A 13,663-nucleotide genomic window follows, 5' to 3' on the forward strand; every position below is an offset into this window, starting at 1 on the left:
CACGTGGACTGGGCCCGGCGCCGCCCCGGGTGCATGATCGGGAGAACACGAACGCGAAGGAGGGTTGCGACTTGGACCTGCCGTTCATCGTCGCCACGCTGACCCGACGCGGACTGCTCAACCCGGGCCGCCCGATCCGGGTGGCCTCCCAGCTCAACGCCCTGCGCCGGTGGGGCTGGAGCCTCGCCGGAGAGCTGCGCCAGGCCGCCGCGCGCGACCCGGGGCGGACCGCCGTCGTCGACGAGCACGGCGCCTCGCTGACCTACCAGGAACTGCTGGACCGGTCGGAACGGCTGGCCCGGTCGCTGCGGGCCGGGCTCGGCGTGCAGGCCGGCGACCGGGTGGGCGTGCTCTGCCGCAACCACCACGGCCTCATCGAGGTGATCGTCGCCGCCATGCTGCTGGGCGCGGACGCCGTACTCGTCAACACCGGTCTCTCCGCCGCCCAGCTGGCCACCGTGGCCGAGGAGCAGAACCTGCGCGTGCTGGTGCACGACGCCGAGTTCGCCGAGCGGATCCTCGGTCTCCCCGCCGACCTGCACCGGGTCGACGAGCGCCGCCAGGAGGAGCTGATCGCCGGCGCGCTGCCCGGTGACCAGCTCCAGCCGCCGGAGCGGGACGGCCGGACCATCGTGCTCACCTCCGGCACCACCGGCGCGCCCAAGGGCGCCCGCCGGCCCACACCGCACGGCTTCGGCCCGCTGGTGTCCATCATCGACCGGATCCCGCTGCACGTCCACGACACCGTGCTGATCGCCGCGCCGATCTTCCACACCTGGGGGTACGCAGCCCTCCAGGTGTCGTTCGCGCTGCGCGCCACGATCGTGCTGCACCGGCGGTTCGACCCGGCCGCCACGCTGGCCGCCCTGGCGGGGCAGCCCTGTGACGCGCTCTTCGCCGTACCGGTGATGCTGCAACGGCTCATGGAGGTGCCACCGCCTGAGCCCCGGCCGCCGCTCAAGGTGGTCGCGGTGAGCGGCTCCGCGCTACCCGGCGGCCTGGCCACCGCGTTCATGGACCGCTTCGGCGACGTCCTGCACAACCTCTACGGTTCGACCGAGGTGTCCTGGGCCTCCATCGCCGGCCCGGCGGAACTGCGCGCGGCCCCCACCACGGCGGGCCGCCCGCCGCACGGCACCCGGCTCGAGATCGTGGACGACGCCGGCGAACCGGTCCGGGACGGCCGGGTGGGCCGGATCTTCGTGGGCAACGAGATGCTCTTCGAGGGATACACCACGGGGGCCGGCCGGGAGAGCCGCGACGGCCTGCTCGACACCGGCGACCTGGGCCGGATGAACGCCGACGGGCTGCTCTTCGTCGACGGGCGGGCCGACGACATGATCGTCTCCGGTGGGGAGAACGTCTTCCCGTCCGAGGTGGAGGATCTGATCGCCCGGCTGCCGCAGGTCCGCGAGGTCGCCGTGATCGGCGTGCCCGACCCGGAGTACGGCCAGCGGCTCGCCGCGTTCCTGGCCCTGCACCCCGGTGAGACGCTCGACCCGGAGGCGGTCCGCGAGTACGTGCGGCACTACCTGGCCCGCTTCTCCGTGCCCCGCGACGTCGTGTTCGTGAAGTACCTGCCGCGCAACGCCACCGGCAAGGTGCTCAGCCGCGAACTGCGCCGCTACTACGGCTGAGGGCCGCCCCACGGGGGACAGACGGCGTGGCACCGCCGGTGGTAGCTTCCGTGCGCCGGCTGTCCCGGCAGTGACTCTCACTCCTCGGGAGTTCTCACATGGTGCGACTCCGTCGGCGCTGGGCCCTGGGCCTCCTCCTCGGCGGCGTCTCCGCGACCGCGCTCGGCACCGGTGAGCCCGTGCTGAGTCGCCGCACCGGCACGCCGGTCCGCCGGCAGTCCTCACCCGTCGAGGTGGAGAACCACGCGGCCGGCGAGCCCTGGTGGCCGCGGGACGACACCCGGGCCGCCGACGACCGGCTGCGGCAGATCCAGGGGTACGCCTCGACGACCAGCCTCGCCCCCGGCGAGTCCGTGGACTTCCACGTCGCGCTCAACCCGGCCGGCCGGTTCCGGATCACCGTGCACCGGCTCGGCTGGTACGACGGCGCCGGCGCCCGCACCATGCTGACCAGCCCGCACCTCGACGGCACTCCACAGCCGGTGCCGCCGGCCGACCCGGACACCGGTGCCATCGCCTGCCGCTGGCCGGTGTCCTGGAGCCTGCGCATCCCCGAGGACTGGACCTCCGGCCTCTACCAGGCGGTCTTCACCTCCGCCGGCGGCTGGCGCGCCTGCACCCCGTTCGTGGTGCGGGACGACCGGCGGGAGGCCGCGCTCTGCGTGGTGCTGCCGGTGACCACCTGGCAGGCGTACAACCAGTGGCCGCGGGACCAGCGGTCCGGTACGAGCCTCTACAACGGCTACACGGCCGGCGGGCGGCAGGATCCGGCACTGCGGGCGCGCGAGGTCTCCTTCGACCGCCCGTACGCCGACACGGGCCAGCCGACCCAGTTCAGCCGGGACAACGACGCCGTCAGGTGGCTGGAGCGCAACCGCTACGACGTCTCCTACGCGACCAGCTTCGACCTGCACTCGGGCCGGCTCGACCCGCGCCGGCACCGCGGGCTGGTGTTCTGCGGGCACGACGAGTACTGGTCGGCGGAGATGCGCCGGGCCACCGAGGCCGGGCTGGCCGGTGGCACCAGCCTCGCCTTCCTCGGCGCCAACAGCGTCTACTGGCACATCCGGGTGCGTCCCTCCGCCGACGGCCGCCCCGAGCGGGTCGTCGCCTGCGCCAAGACCACCCCCGACCCGGACGAGGACGCCGCCGGGCCGACGGTGACCTGGCGCGACCTCGACCAGCCCGAGCAGGCACTGCTCGGTGTCCAGTACAACGGCATCGTCGCCACCCCGCAGCCGCTGGTGGTGCGCTCCGCCGACCACTGGGTGTGGGCGGGCACGGGGGTGGCCGACGGCGATCGGATCCCCGGGGTGGTCGCCGGCGAGGCGGACGGCGTCCATGCCGCCACCGCCCGGCCGCTCGGGCTCGGCGAGACCCTGCTCAGCGGGTCGCTCTATCCCGCGCGGCAGGGCGGCCGGCGGATGCAGAGCACCCACGTCTACGAGACGCCGCGGGGCGCCGTGGTCTTCGCCACCGGCACCCTCGGCTGGACGATGGCGCTCAACCGGCGCGGGCACCGCGACGAGCGGATCGAACGGGCCACCGCAAACGTGCTCGACCGGATGATCGCCGACCCGCCCGCCCGCTCGGCGCCGGTGAGCGGAACCGACCCGGGGACGGCGGACAAGCCGGGAGCTTCACCCGCCACGACGAACCGCTGACCACGAGACCGGGGCTCCAGCCGAGGGTCGTCGTCGGCCAGCGGCTGTCGCGGCAGACCTTGACGGCGAGGAACGGTGGATCCCGTCAGGCGGGGAGATCGATCCGGCCGTCCACCGCGGCGGCCGCGATGTCGGAGCGGTGGTGCGAACCGGCCAGCTCGATGCCGCGTACCACCTCGTAGGCGGCCTCCCGCGCGGCGGCCAGGTCGGGGCCGGTGGCCGTACCGCAGAGGACCCGGCCCCCGGCGGAGCGCAGCGTGCCGTCGACGCCCCGGCGGGTGCCGGCCTGGATGACGCCGGCGCGGTCCGCGCCGGTGATCACGTCACCGGTGCGCGGCGCCGCCGGGTAGCCCTCGGCCGCCACCACGACGGTGACCGCCGCGCCGTCGCGCCAGCGCAGCGGCGGGTGCGCGGCCAGCGTGCCGGTGGCGGCCGCGTGCAGCAGCCCGGCCAGCGGCGTCTCCAGCAGGGCGAGCACCACCTGGGTCTCCGGATCACCGAAGCGGGCGTTGAACTCGATCACGCGCGGGCCGGCGGCGGTGATCGCCAGGCCCACGTAGAGCAGGCCGGCGAACGGCGTGCCCCGGCGGCGCAGCTCGGCCAGCGTCGGGTGCACGACGTCGCGCATCACCTCGTCGACCAGGCCGGGCGGGGCCCAGGGCAGCGGCGCGTACGCACCCATGCCGCCGGTGTTCGGCCCGGTGTCGCCGTCACCCGCGCGCTTGAAGTCCTGGGCGGGCAGCAGCGGCACGGCGGCCTCGCCGTCGGTGACCACGAAGAGGGAGACCTCGGGACCGGCCAGGTACTCCTCGATCACCACCCGGCCGCACTCCGCGGCGTGCCGCTCGGCGGCGGCGCGGTCGTCGGTCACCACGACGCCCTTGCCGGCGGCCAGCCCGTCGTTCTTCACGACGTACGGCGCACCGAGCTCGTCCAGCGCCCGCCCGACACTCTCCGCGTCGGTGCAGGTGTAGGCCCGGGCGGTCGGCACGCCGGCCGCAGTCATCACGTCCTTGGCGAACGTCTTCGAGCCCTCCAGCCGGGCCGCCTCGGCCGACGGGCCGAACGCCGCGACGCCCTTGGCCCGCACCGCGTCGGCAACCCCCGCCACCAGCGGCGCCTCCGGACCGATCACCACGAGATCCGCCGCCACCTCGACGGCGAGTGCCGCCACCGCCGCCGGATCGGTGGCGTTCACCTCCCGCACCTCGGCCACCGCCGCGATCCCGGGATTACCCGGAGCGGCAACCAGCACGTCAACGGAAGGATCGGCGACCAGCCCGAGGGCGAGCGCGTGCTCCCGCCCCCCACCACCCACAAGAAGAACCCGCACGACGGCATCCTACTGACCACCCCACCCCACCCTGTTGATCAAGAAGTTTGCGTCTCAGATCCGCGCCTCGACGACGCAAACCTCTTGATCAACGGGGTCTTCGGAGAGCGCGGGCGATCGTCTGGGGAATGTAGTCGGGACGGAGGGTGTCGGGCCAGGTGAAGCGGAGGACGGTCCAGCCTGGGTTAGCCAGGCGATTCTGGCGGACGCGGTCCTCGTAGACGGCCTGGGGAGTCTGGTGTGGGGTCTGGCCGTCGGCCTCGGCGATGATGCGGGCGCCACGCCAGGCCAGGTCGCCGATGCCGAGCAGGTAGCCGTCGTCGTCGCGGACCTCCAGTTGCAACGTGTCGGGTGGGACGCCGCCGTCCACGCATCGCAGTCGGACCCGCGTCTCCAGGGGTGACTGGGCACGGCCGTCCGACTCGGCCAAGCTGCGGCGGGCCGCCACGGCGCCCCGCCGCCGGGCGATGAGCGCCGCCACCAGGGACAGGTCCGACTCGTCGATCAGCCCCCGGTTGAGCGCCGAGTCGACGACGCACACCGCCGGGTAGCGATCGGCCCGGAGAATCACGTCAGCCACCGTGCGGACGGGAGTCGTGGCCGGGACACCCGCGGCGGTGGCGACATCAGCCGGACACAGGGCGAGCTGGTGCACCACGAGGTCGGGATCGGCCGGACGCTGCGGTCGCGGACGGTCCGGAGGCACCGAGACGTGGACCGCCGACGTGGCACGCAGGCCACCGATGCGGTGCAGCTCGGCGGCGGTGTCCAGCACGGCGACGGCGCCGGCACCGAGACTCTCGACGACCGCTCGGATCCGGGCCCGCCGGAGCGAAGCGACGTCCCCCTGCGGCGCCGGCACGAAACAGCCCCGAGCCACCCGGATCCACCGCCCGGACCGAGCGAGATGACGAACCTGGTCCCGACTGAATCCCAGAGCAACGGCCTGGGCGGCCGTCACCACCCCACCCTGCCGTGCAGCAACCCGACTCAACGAAACACGATCAGCCACCGCCCCAGGCTGCCCACGAGACCAACATCCCCAAAACCCCTGTGGAAAACCCTGTGGACAACCCATCTCGCGGCCTCGTTGATCAAGAGGTTTGCGTCAGAATCCGCGCCGATCCAGACGCAAACCTCTTGATCAACTCACCATCGGGTGCGGTGGGGAGGGGGTTACGGGAGGAGGGGGTGGCGGATTACGTTTTCTTCTCGGCCTGGGCCTACGCCTACGATGCTGACCTTGGTGCCGCAGAGTTCTTCGATGCGGGCGATGTAGCGTCGCGCGTTCTCCGGGAGCTCGTCCTCGGTGCGGGCCTTGGTGATGTCTTCCCACCAGCCGTCGAGCTCTTCGTAGATCGGCGTGGCGTGGTGGAAGTCGGTCTGCGTCATCGGCATGTCGTCGAAGCGCTCGCCGTTGATCTCGTAGCCCACGCAGATCGGCACCTTGGGCATGCCGGTCAGCACGTCCAGCTTCGTGATGACCAGGTCGGTGACCCCGTTGAGGCGGCAGGCGTACCGGGCCACGACGGCGTCGAACCAGCCCGTGCGGCGCTCCCGGCCGGTGGTGGTGCCGTACTCGTGGCCGATCTTGCGCAGGTGCTGGCCGTTGTCGTCGAACAGCTCGGTCGGGAACGGGCCGGAACCCACCCGGGTCGTGTACGCCTTGCTCACCGCGATGACCTTCGTGATCGCGGTCGGCGGGATGCCCGCGCCCACGCACGCTCCGCCCGCCGTCGGGTTCGACGAGGTGACGAAGGGGTAGGTGCCGTGGTCCATGTCGAGCATGGTGGCCTGGGCGCCCTCCAGCAGGACGGTCTCGCCACGGTCCAGGGCGTCCCAGAGCATGACCCGGGTCTCCGCGATGTACGGCCGCAGCCGCTCGGCGTACCGCAGGTACTCCTCGACGGTCTCGTCGACGTCGATCGCCTTGCGGTTGTAGACCTTGAACAGCACCTGGTTCTTCTCGCGGAGCGCCAGCTCCAGCTTCTTGCGCAGGATGCCCGGGTCGAGCAGGTCCTGGAGCCGGATGCCCATCCGGGCGACCTTGTCGCCGTAGGCGGGGCCGATGCCCCGGCCCGTGGTGCCGATGCGCGAGCTGCCCAGGTAGCGCTCGACCACCCGGTCCAGCGCCCGGTGGTGCGGCATGATGAGGTGCGCGTCACCCGAGATGCGCAGCCGGGAGACGTCCACGCCCCGCTCGGCGAGGCCGTCGATCTCCTCCAGCAGCACCTTCGGGTCGACCACCACGCCGTTGCCGATGACGATCATCGCGTCCGGCGACAGCGCGCCGGACGGCATGAGGTGCAGCGCGTACTTCTGGCCGTCCGGGGTGATCACCGTGTGGCCGGCGTTGTTGCCGCCGGAGTAGCGCACGACGTAGTCGACCCGCTCACCCAGCAGGTCGGTAACCTTGCCCTTGCCCTCGTCGCCCCACTGAGCGCCGATGAGCACGATCGCTGGCATCTTCTCCGCCTCCAGAAGGCTCGGGTGCCAGGTGGCGACCGGTCGGCGAGCCCGGGGTGTCAGGCTAACAAGTAGTGACGGCGGGACCGGCAGGGGTTCGTCGAGAAGCAGGAGGCTCCTTCGTGTACGACGTGGTGCTGCTCACCCTGGGCTCGGAGCGGGACGCTCCCGGCGGGGGCTGCGGCGGCGGTGGAGCCTGCTGCGGTGGCGCGCCGGAGGCGGCCGGTGAGCACACCGAGGAGCGCTGCGAGACGCCGCGCGTGCCGGTGCTGGCCTGCGCGGACGCGCTGACCGCCCGAGGTGCGCGGGTGGAGACGGTGACCGCCCGCTCGGACGCGGAGATCGACGAGGTGCTGGCCCGCCTCGACGGCCCGCCCCGGCCCGACGGCCTCACCTGGCCGGATCCCGACTCCAAGACCCGGCTGGTCGTCGCCACGGCCAGTGACGGACAGCTGCGCGCCGTGCTGCGCCGGCTGGTCCGACGGTACGCTCCGCCGCCCAGCCGCCGCCCCGCCGACCTGCCCGGGAACCGGACCGTGCCGGACCTGCCGCCGGTCGGCGTACTCCCGCTCGACCCGGCCCGCTCCGGCACGGCGCGGGACCTTGCCGCGCAGCTCGGCCTGCCCCGCGACCCGGCGGAGGTGGCCGCCGCGGTCCTGGACGGCACCGCCCGCCGGCTCGACCTGCTGCGCAACGACGGCGGCTCGGTGACCCTGGACGGCGCGCTGCTCGGCGCGGCCGACGACGCGGGCCGCCCGCTGCACTGGCGGGCGCGGGTCGAGGTCGACGGCACGGTGCTGAGCACCGGCGAGGAGCCGATCATGGCCTGCGCCGTCGGCAACGCCGGCGGGTACGCGCGCCTGGACGACGTGGTGCTGCTGGCCGACCCGGACCCCACCGACGGCCGGGTCGAGGTGGCCGTGGCCGTGCCGGTGGTCACCCGCTCGGCGTTGGGCCGGAAGAAGGTACGCCTGGAGGTGCGCCGGGCCCGGGGCCGCGCGGCGGCGGTCGTGCCCCGCGACGAGAAGGTGCCCTTCCTCGACGACGGCGTCGAGGGCGAGCTGAGCCGGAAGCGCTCCTGGTGGACCGAGCCGGGCGCCTGGGCGGTCTGGACGGCCTGACCTCCGTCGATCCCCCGCTCGGGCGACCGGGCTGGCCGGACGGCCTATCCTCGGCGGGAGGAATGGGGAGGAACCGTGGTGCACGAGAACGCCGACCGGGCCCACGTGCCGGGTCAACCGCAGGTGCCGGAGCGGGACATCGAACCGCTCTGGCCGCCCGAGCAGACCGACGGGGCCGTCACCGCCCCGCCGTGGGCGGCCCCGGCCCAGCCCAACGTGGCGGCCTGGCCCGTCCCGCCCGCCCGGCCCACGCCGCCCCCGGCCGACCCGGCGGCACCGGCGGCGGACCCGGCAGCCTCGACCTCGGACTCAGCGGCTGACGGGGCAGCGGCGGGCGACTCCGCGCCGCTCCACAGGACGCCGGCCCCGGTCGACCTGGACCTTCCGTTCACCCTCGACCAACCGACCCCCGCCCCGGCGCCGACCACGCCCGACGACACCGCTCCCCGACCGTCGACCACCGCCGGCCCGGCCGAGACCCCCGGCCCGAACGGCACGCTCGGGCCGGATGCCGCGCCCGGGCCGGAGGGTGCCGTCGGCTCGGAGGCCGCGGTCGGGACGGATCCCCCGGTCACCCCTTCTGACCCCGTGAATGCCGCCGGCCCGGATGGCCGGGTCGGCCCGGCGACGGGCGGCGGCACGAATGGCGCCGCCGATCAGGCCGGCCGCCTCGACGCGACCGGCACCGACGGTGCGGACCGCCCGCTCGGCTCGGAGGCGACGGCCACCCCCACGGCGGCCGGTGTCATCCAGGCGAACGCTCAGGCCGACGCCGGCAGGACGCTCGGAACCGCGGCGGCCTCTCCCGAGAGGACCCCCGGGGCCGCGGTGATCTCACCCGACGGCCCGGCCGGTACGCCGCCGAACGACCGGCCGGAGTCTCCCTGGGCCCAGCCGCCGCAGCGCTCGACCGGCGATGCGCCCGCGCCGCCGGCGCACCCCGGACCCGTCGTGCCGCCGACGCAGAGTGGCGCGGCGCAGCCCGACGGCCGCCCGGCCGACCCTGCCCCGGTGACGCCTGCGGCCGGTGCCGCGCGCGGCGTTCCCGACAGCGCGGCCGAGGGCTCGCCGGACACCCCGCCCCGGCTCGGCCCGTTCCCACCCTCGCCGGGCGTACCCCTCCAGCAGCCCTACGGCGACGGAACGGGGTACCCGCCGGGACCGGTCGGTTACGGGCAACCGGCACCCCAACCCGGTGCACCGGGCTGGTATCCCCCGGCCTGGCCGCAGGAGGCCGGCACACCCCCGCAGGCCGGCGCCCCACAGCAGCCGCCCGCACCGCCGCACCAGCCCGGCCCGCACCAGCCCGCGCCGCATCCGCCCGGCCCACACCAGGCCGGGCCACACCAGGCCGGCCCGCAGCAGACCGGGCCGCAGCAGCCGGGGCCGGCCGCGTTCCCGGAGCAGGTCTGGACGCCGGCGAGCGGTGCCCCGCCGACGGCGGAGGACTTCGCGCGGCGGCGGCAGGCCCGGCCGGTCGACCCCGTGGCGACCACGGGTGTCCGGGCGGTGGTCAACAAGATCGGGCTGGTCCGGCTCCCGCCGGGGCGGCAGGAGCAGGAGATGCGGCGCGACATCGAGATGGTGCGCCGCAACTTCGGCGGGCTGCGCCAGGTGACCGTGGTCAACCCGAAGGGCGGCGCCGGCAAGACGGTCGCCATCCTGCTGCTCGCCATGACCTTCGGGCAGAAGCGCGGCGGGTACGTGCTGGCCTGGGACAACAACGAGACCCAGGGCACCCTCGGGATGCGGGCGCAGCAGGACTTCCACTCCCGCACCGTGCGGGACATGCTGCGCGACCTGGCCCAGTTCCAGGGGCCGCACGGCCGGGTCGGCGACCTGTCGCAGTACGTCCGCTCGCAGGGCGAGGGCATGTTCGACGTGCTCGCCTCGGACGAGTCGGCGACCGGTGGCGAGATGCTGACCGCGGCCGCGTTCGCCGAGATCCGCGAGGTGGTGAGCCGCTTCTACAAGCTGATCTTCGTGGACACCGGGAACAACGTCCGGGCGCAGAACTGGCAGGCCGCCATGGACGCCACCGACCAGCTCGTGGTGACCATGTCGGCGCGGAACGACTCGGCCGAGACGGCCGCCCGGATGCTCGACCACCTGGAGCAGAGCGGCCGCCAGCGGCTGGTCCGCCAGGCGGTGACGGTGGTGTCGATGCCGCCGTCCCGCAAGGAGATCGACCTGCCGGCCATCCAGGAGCACTTCGCCGCCCGGACCCGGGCGGTGCTGCTGGCGCCGTACGAGCGGCTCATCGACACCGGGGAGCCGATCCGGTACGGCCAGCTCTCCTCGGCCACCCGCGAGGCCTGGCTGAAGATCGCCGCCTCGGTGGCGGAAGGGCTGTGAGCAGCGCGACGGCCGACCCGATCAACATGGTCGGGCCGGCCGTCGACGCGGCTCAGTGGCTGGCCAGGGCGTCCCCGGCGGCCGGGTCGCAGTCGCGGAGGAACTGGGCGCAGCGGGCCGCCTCGTCCGCCTCGCCGATCTCGCCGGCCGCGCGGGACAGCACGTAGAGGCACCGGAGGAAGCCCCGGTTGGGCTTGTGCGACCAGGGCACCGGGCCGTGGCCCTTCCAGCCGCTGCGGCGGAGCTGGTCGAGACCGCGGTGGTAGCCGGTGCGGGCGTACGCGTACGCCGGGACGACCTGGCCCGCGTCGAGCGCCCGGCTGGCCAGCGCCGCCCAGCCCGCGCTGTAGGTGGGGAAGCGGGCGGCGATCTCGGCGTACGCCTCGTCGGTGTCCTGCTCGGCGGCGGCCGCCAGCGCGGCGTCGGCCTCCTCGTGGGCGGGGAGCAGGGTGGCCGGTGGCTCAGGCAACAGGTTCTGCATCGCCCCATTCAACCCGCTTCGCCCTGGGGTACGCGAGGGGGTCCGCCGAGCCGGTCGGCTGAACGGCTGAGGGTTTCGTCACGCCTGCGGTGTGCCGCCCACGTACCCGCGGCCCATGCCACGGCGAGACTTTTTGCACTACAACTACAGATCCGGAGCCTCCCCAGGACCGGGTAGTGCAGGAGCCCGGCGGCCTGGCCACCGGGCTCCTGTCCGTGCCGCCCCGGGTTTGCCGGCTTGCCGCCCGGGGGCAGGATGATCTGGTGCCGACCCCACCACCCGCGGACGTCATCGAGCCGCACGACACCAGCATCGACGAGATCGAGACCCGGACCGAGTTCGACCGGCGGCTGGCCGAGGGGAGCCTCGCCGGCCTGACCGTGCAGGGCCTCCGCCTCGACCTGGACCCCGTCCCCGACCTGCGCGGCGTCGAGGTCACCGGCACCCTGTTCGTGGGCTGCCGGTTCGCCGACCGGGAGGTCGGCGCGGACCTGGTCCGGCGGGGCGCCAACGTCGTACCGCCCTTCTCCGGGCTGCCCTACCCCACGCAGCCGGCCCACCTCTACAGCGCCGACGACCTGGCCGCCGGCTTCGCCGAGGGCGGCTTCGCCGGGATGTACGACACCCGGGTGTACGCGCACTTCCGGGCGCACGGCGGCGCCCTGCCCGACGTGCGGGAGGCGCTCGGCCAGCGGCTGCACGACCACGGGGTGGACAACGCCCTGGCCGACGCCACCCGGACCTGGCTGGCCGTGCACGGGCCGCAGTCGGTGGTGGGTGTGATGGGTGGGCACGCGGTGCCGCGCGGCAGTGCCGCGTACCGGATGGCGGCGGTGCTGGGCTGGGAGCTGGCGCGGGCCGACCGGCTGGTGGTAACCGGCGGCGGGCCCGGCGTCATGGAGGCGGCCAACCTGGGCGCGTTCCTCGCGGCCTGGCCGGCGGAGGAGCTGACCGCGGCGATCGACCTGCTGGCCACCGCGCCCGACTTCACCGACCACGACCGCTACACCGACGTGGCCCTGCGGGTCCGGGCCCGGTACGCGGCCGGCCCGTCCCTGCCCTCGCCCCGCCCGGCTGCGCCGGGCACCGAGTGGGCCCGCTCGGGTGGGCTGGCCATCCCCACCTGGCTCTACGGCCACGAGCCGGCGAACCTGTTCGCCGGCCGGATCGCCAAGTACTTCTCGAACGCCATCCGGGAGGACACCATCCTGCGGCTGGCGCGGGGCGGGATCGTCTTCGCGCCCGGCCGGGCCGGCACGGTGCAGGAGGTGTTCCAGGCGGCCACCAAGACCTACTACGGCACCGACGGGGCCAGCGGCGCGTACGTGTTCCTGGACCGGACCTACTGGACGACCGAGCTGCCGGTGGAGTCGCTGCTGCGGCCGCTCTTCGCGGCCTCGCCGTTCGGTGACCTGTCGCCCACCGTGCACCTGACCGACGACGTCCGCGAGGCGGTCCGGGTGCTCACCGCATGAAAAGAGGGGCCCCTCGAACAAGGGGCCCCTCTTCAACAGGTCACTTCATGGTGGTGCCGGTGGAGCGCAGGTGCTCGCAGGCCTCCACGACGCGGGCGGCCATGCCGGCCTCGGCGGCCTTGCCCCAGACGCGCGGGTCGTACATCTTCTTGTTGCCGACCTCGCCGTCGACCTTCAGCACGCCGTCGTAGTTGCGGAACATGTGGTCCGCGACCGGCCGCGTGAAGGTGTACTGGGTGTCGGTGTCGATGTTCATCTTCACCACGCCGTAGTCCAGCGCCTCGCGGATCTCGGACAGCAGCGAGCCGGAGCCGCCGTGGAAGACCAGGCTTAGCGGCTTCTCCTTGTTGTACTTCGCGCCGACCGCCATCTGGATGTGGTTGAGCACCTCGGGGCGGAGCTTCACGTTGCCCGGCTTGTAGACGCCGTGCACGTTGCCGAAGGTCAGCGCCGCCATGTAGCGGCCCTTCTCGCCGAGGCCGAGCGCGTCGACCATGGCCAGGCCGTCCTCGACGGTGGTGTAGAGCTTCTCGTTGATGGCGTTCTCGACGCCGTCCTCCTCGCCGCCGACGACGCCGACCTCGATCTCGAGGACGATCTTGCCCTTGGCGGCCTCGGTGAGCAGCTGCTCGGCGATCTCCAGGTTCTCGGCCACCGGCACGGCCGAGCCGTCCCACATGTGCGACTGGAAGAGCGGCTCCTGGCCGTTCTTCACCCGCTCCTGCGAGATGGCCATCAGCGGCCGGACGAACTTGTCCAGCTTGTCCTTCGGGCAGTGGTCGGTGTGCAGCGCGATGTTCACCGGGTACTTCTTGGCCACCTCGTGCGCGTACGCCGCGAACGCCACCGCGCCGGTCACCATGTCCTTCACGGACGGGCCGGACAGGTACTCCGCGCCACCGGTGGAGACCTGGATGATGCCGTCGCTCTCCGCGTCGGCGAAGCCCTTGAGCGCCGCGTTCAGCGTCTGCGACGAGGTCACGTTGATCGCGGGGTACGCGTACCGGCCGGCCTTGGCCCGGTCCAGCATCTCCGCGTAAGCCTCAGGGGAAGCGATGGGCATGTCGAACGCTCCTTACTTACCGCTCTCGGCCGTGCAGGCCGCTGTCTTCCATGAAGGCGACCGTCCCG

At 73.7% G+C, this 13,663-nt stretch carries 10 protein-coding genes; 5 read left to right on the top strand and 5 right to left on the bottom strand.

Annotated elements, in window-relative coordinates; translation table 11 throughout:
- The first annotated feature begins 71 nt into the window (after positions 1–71).
- Both GA0070214_RS17525 and GA0070214_RS17530 read left to right on the top strand, forming a co-directional pair.
- A complete protein-coding gene (locus tag GA0070214_RS17525) occupies positions 72–1,637 on the top strand; it encodes an AMP-binding protein (protein WP_091264389.1) in 1,566 nt (521 codons plus the stop codon).
- Between the two features lie 98 nt (positions 1,638–1,735).
- Positions 1,736–3,301 (top strand): N,N-dimethylformamidase beta subunit family domain-containing protein, encoded by a 1,566-nt coding sequence (locus tag GA0070214_RS17530; protein WP_244167753.1) that lies wholly within the window; start codon positions 1,736–1,738, stop codon positions 3,299–3,301.
- A gap of 85 nt (positions 3,302–3,386) precedes the next feature.
- On the opposite strand, the gene purD is transcribed toward GA0070214_RS17530, so the two are convergent.
- The 3 genes from purD to GA0070214_RS17545 form a co-directional block, all read right to left on the bottom strand.
- Positions 3,387–4,634: a phosphoribosylamine--glycine ligase gene (gene purD, locus GA0070214_RS17535; RefSeq protein WP_091264393.1), complete on the bottom strand. Its 1,248-nt coding sequence runs from the start codon at positions 4,632–4,634 to the stop codon at positions 3,387–3,389.
- Positions 4,635–4,722: 88 nt separating this feature from the next.
- Positions 4,723–5,646, bottom strand: a complete 924-nt coding sequence (locus GA0070214_RS17540) for a type IV toxin-antitoxin system AbiEi family antitoxin domain-containing protein (protein WP_244167763.1) — start codon at positions 5,644–5,646, stop codon at positions 4,723–4,725.
- A 164-nt stretch (positions 5,647–5,810) separates the two neighbouring features.
- Entirely contained in the window at positions 5,811–7,100 is a 1,290-nt protein-coding gene (locus tag GA0070214_RS17545; protein ID WP_091264400.1) for an adenylosuccinate synthase, read from the bottom strand.
- Positions 7,101–7,222: 122 nt separating this feature from the next.
- Between GA0070214_RS17545 and GA0070214_RS17550 the strand changes: the two genes are divergently transcribed.
- Both GA0070214_RS17550 and GA0070214_RS17555 read left to right on the top strand, forming a co-directional pair.
- Positions 7,223–8,221, top strand: coding sequence for a diacylglycerol kinase family protein (locus GA0070214_RS17550; protein ID WP_091264403.1), 999 nt, complete (start codon positions 7,223–7,225; stop codon positions 8,219–8,221).
- Positions 8,222–8,809: 588 nt separating this feature from the next.
- Positions 8,810–10,576, top strand: coding sequence for a MinD/ParA family ATP-binding protein (locus GA0070214_RS17555; protein WP_425255813.1), 1,767 nt, complete (start codon positions 8,810–8,812; stop codon positions 10,574–10,576).
- Positions 10,577–10,628: 52 nt separating this feature from the next.
- Here GA0070214_RS17555 and GA0070214_RS17560 read toward each other — a convergent pair whose 3' ends face one another.
- On the bottom strand, positions 10,629–11,057 hold the full coding sequence (locus GA0070214_RS17560; RefSeq protein WP_091264410.1) for a DUF3151 domain-containing protein: 429 nt from the start codon (positions 11,055–11,057) through the stop codon (positions 10,629–10,631).
- A gap of 263 nt (positions 11,058–11,320) precedes the next feature.
- Between GA0070214_RS17560 and GA0070214_RS17565 the strand changes: the two genes are divergently transcribed.
- Positions 11,321–12,532, top strand: a complete 1,212-nt coding sequence (locus GA0070214_RS17565; RefSeq protein WP_208602811.1) for an LOG family protein — start codon at positions 11,321–11,323, stop codon at positions 12,530–12,532.
- Positions 12,533–12,572: 40 nt separating this feature from the next.
- On the opposite strand, the gene fbaA is transcribed toward GA0070214_RS17565, so the two are convergent.
- A complete protein-coding gene (gene fbaA, locus GA0070214_RS17570; protein ID WP_091264413.1) occupies positions 12,573–13,595 on the bottom strand; it encodes a class II fructose-bisphosphate aldolase in 1,023 nt (340 codons plus the stop codon).
- Positions 13,596–13,663: the final 68 nt, after the last annotated feature.

It is taken from the genome of Micromonospora chaiyaphumensis (assembly GCF_900091435.1).
In the GTDB taxonomy this organism is placed as follows: Bacteria; Actinomycetota; Actinomycetes; order Mycobacteriales; family Micromonosporaceae; genus Micromonospora; species Micromonospora chaiyaphumensis.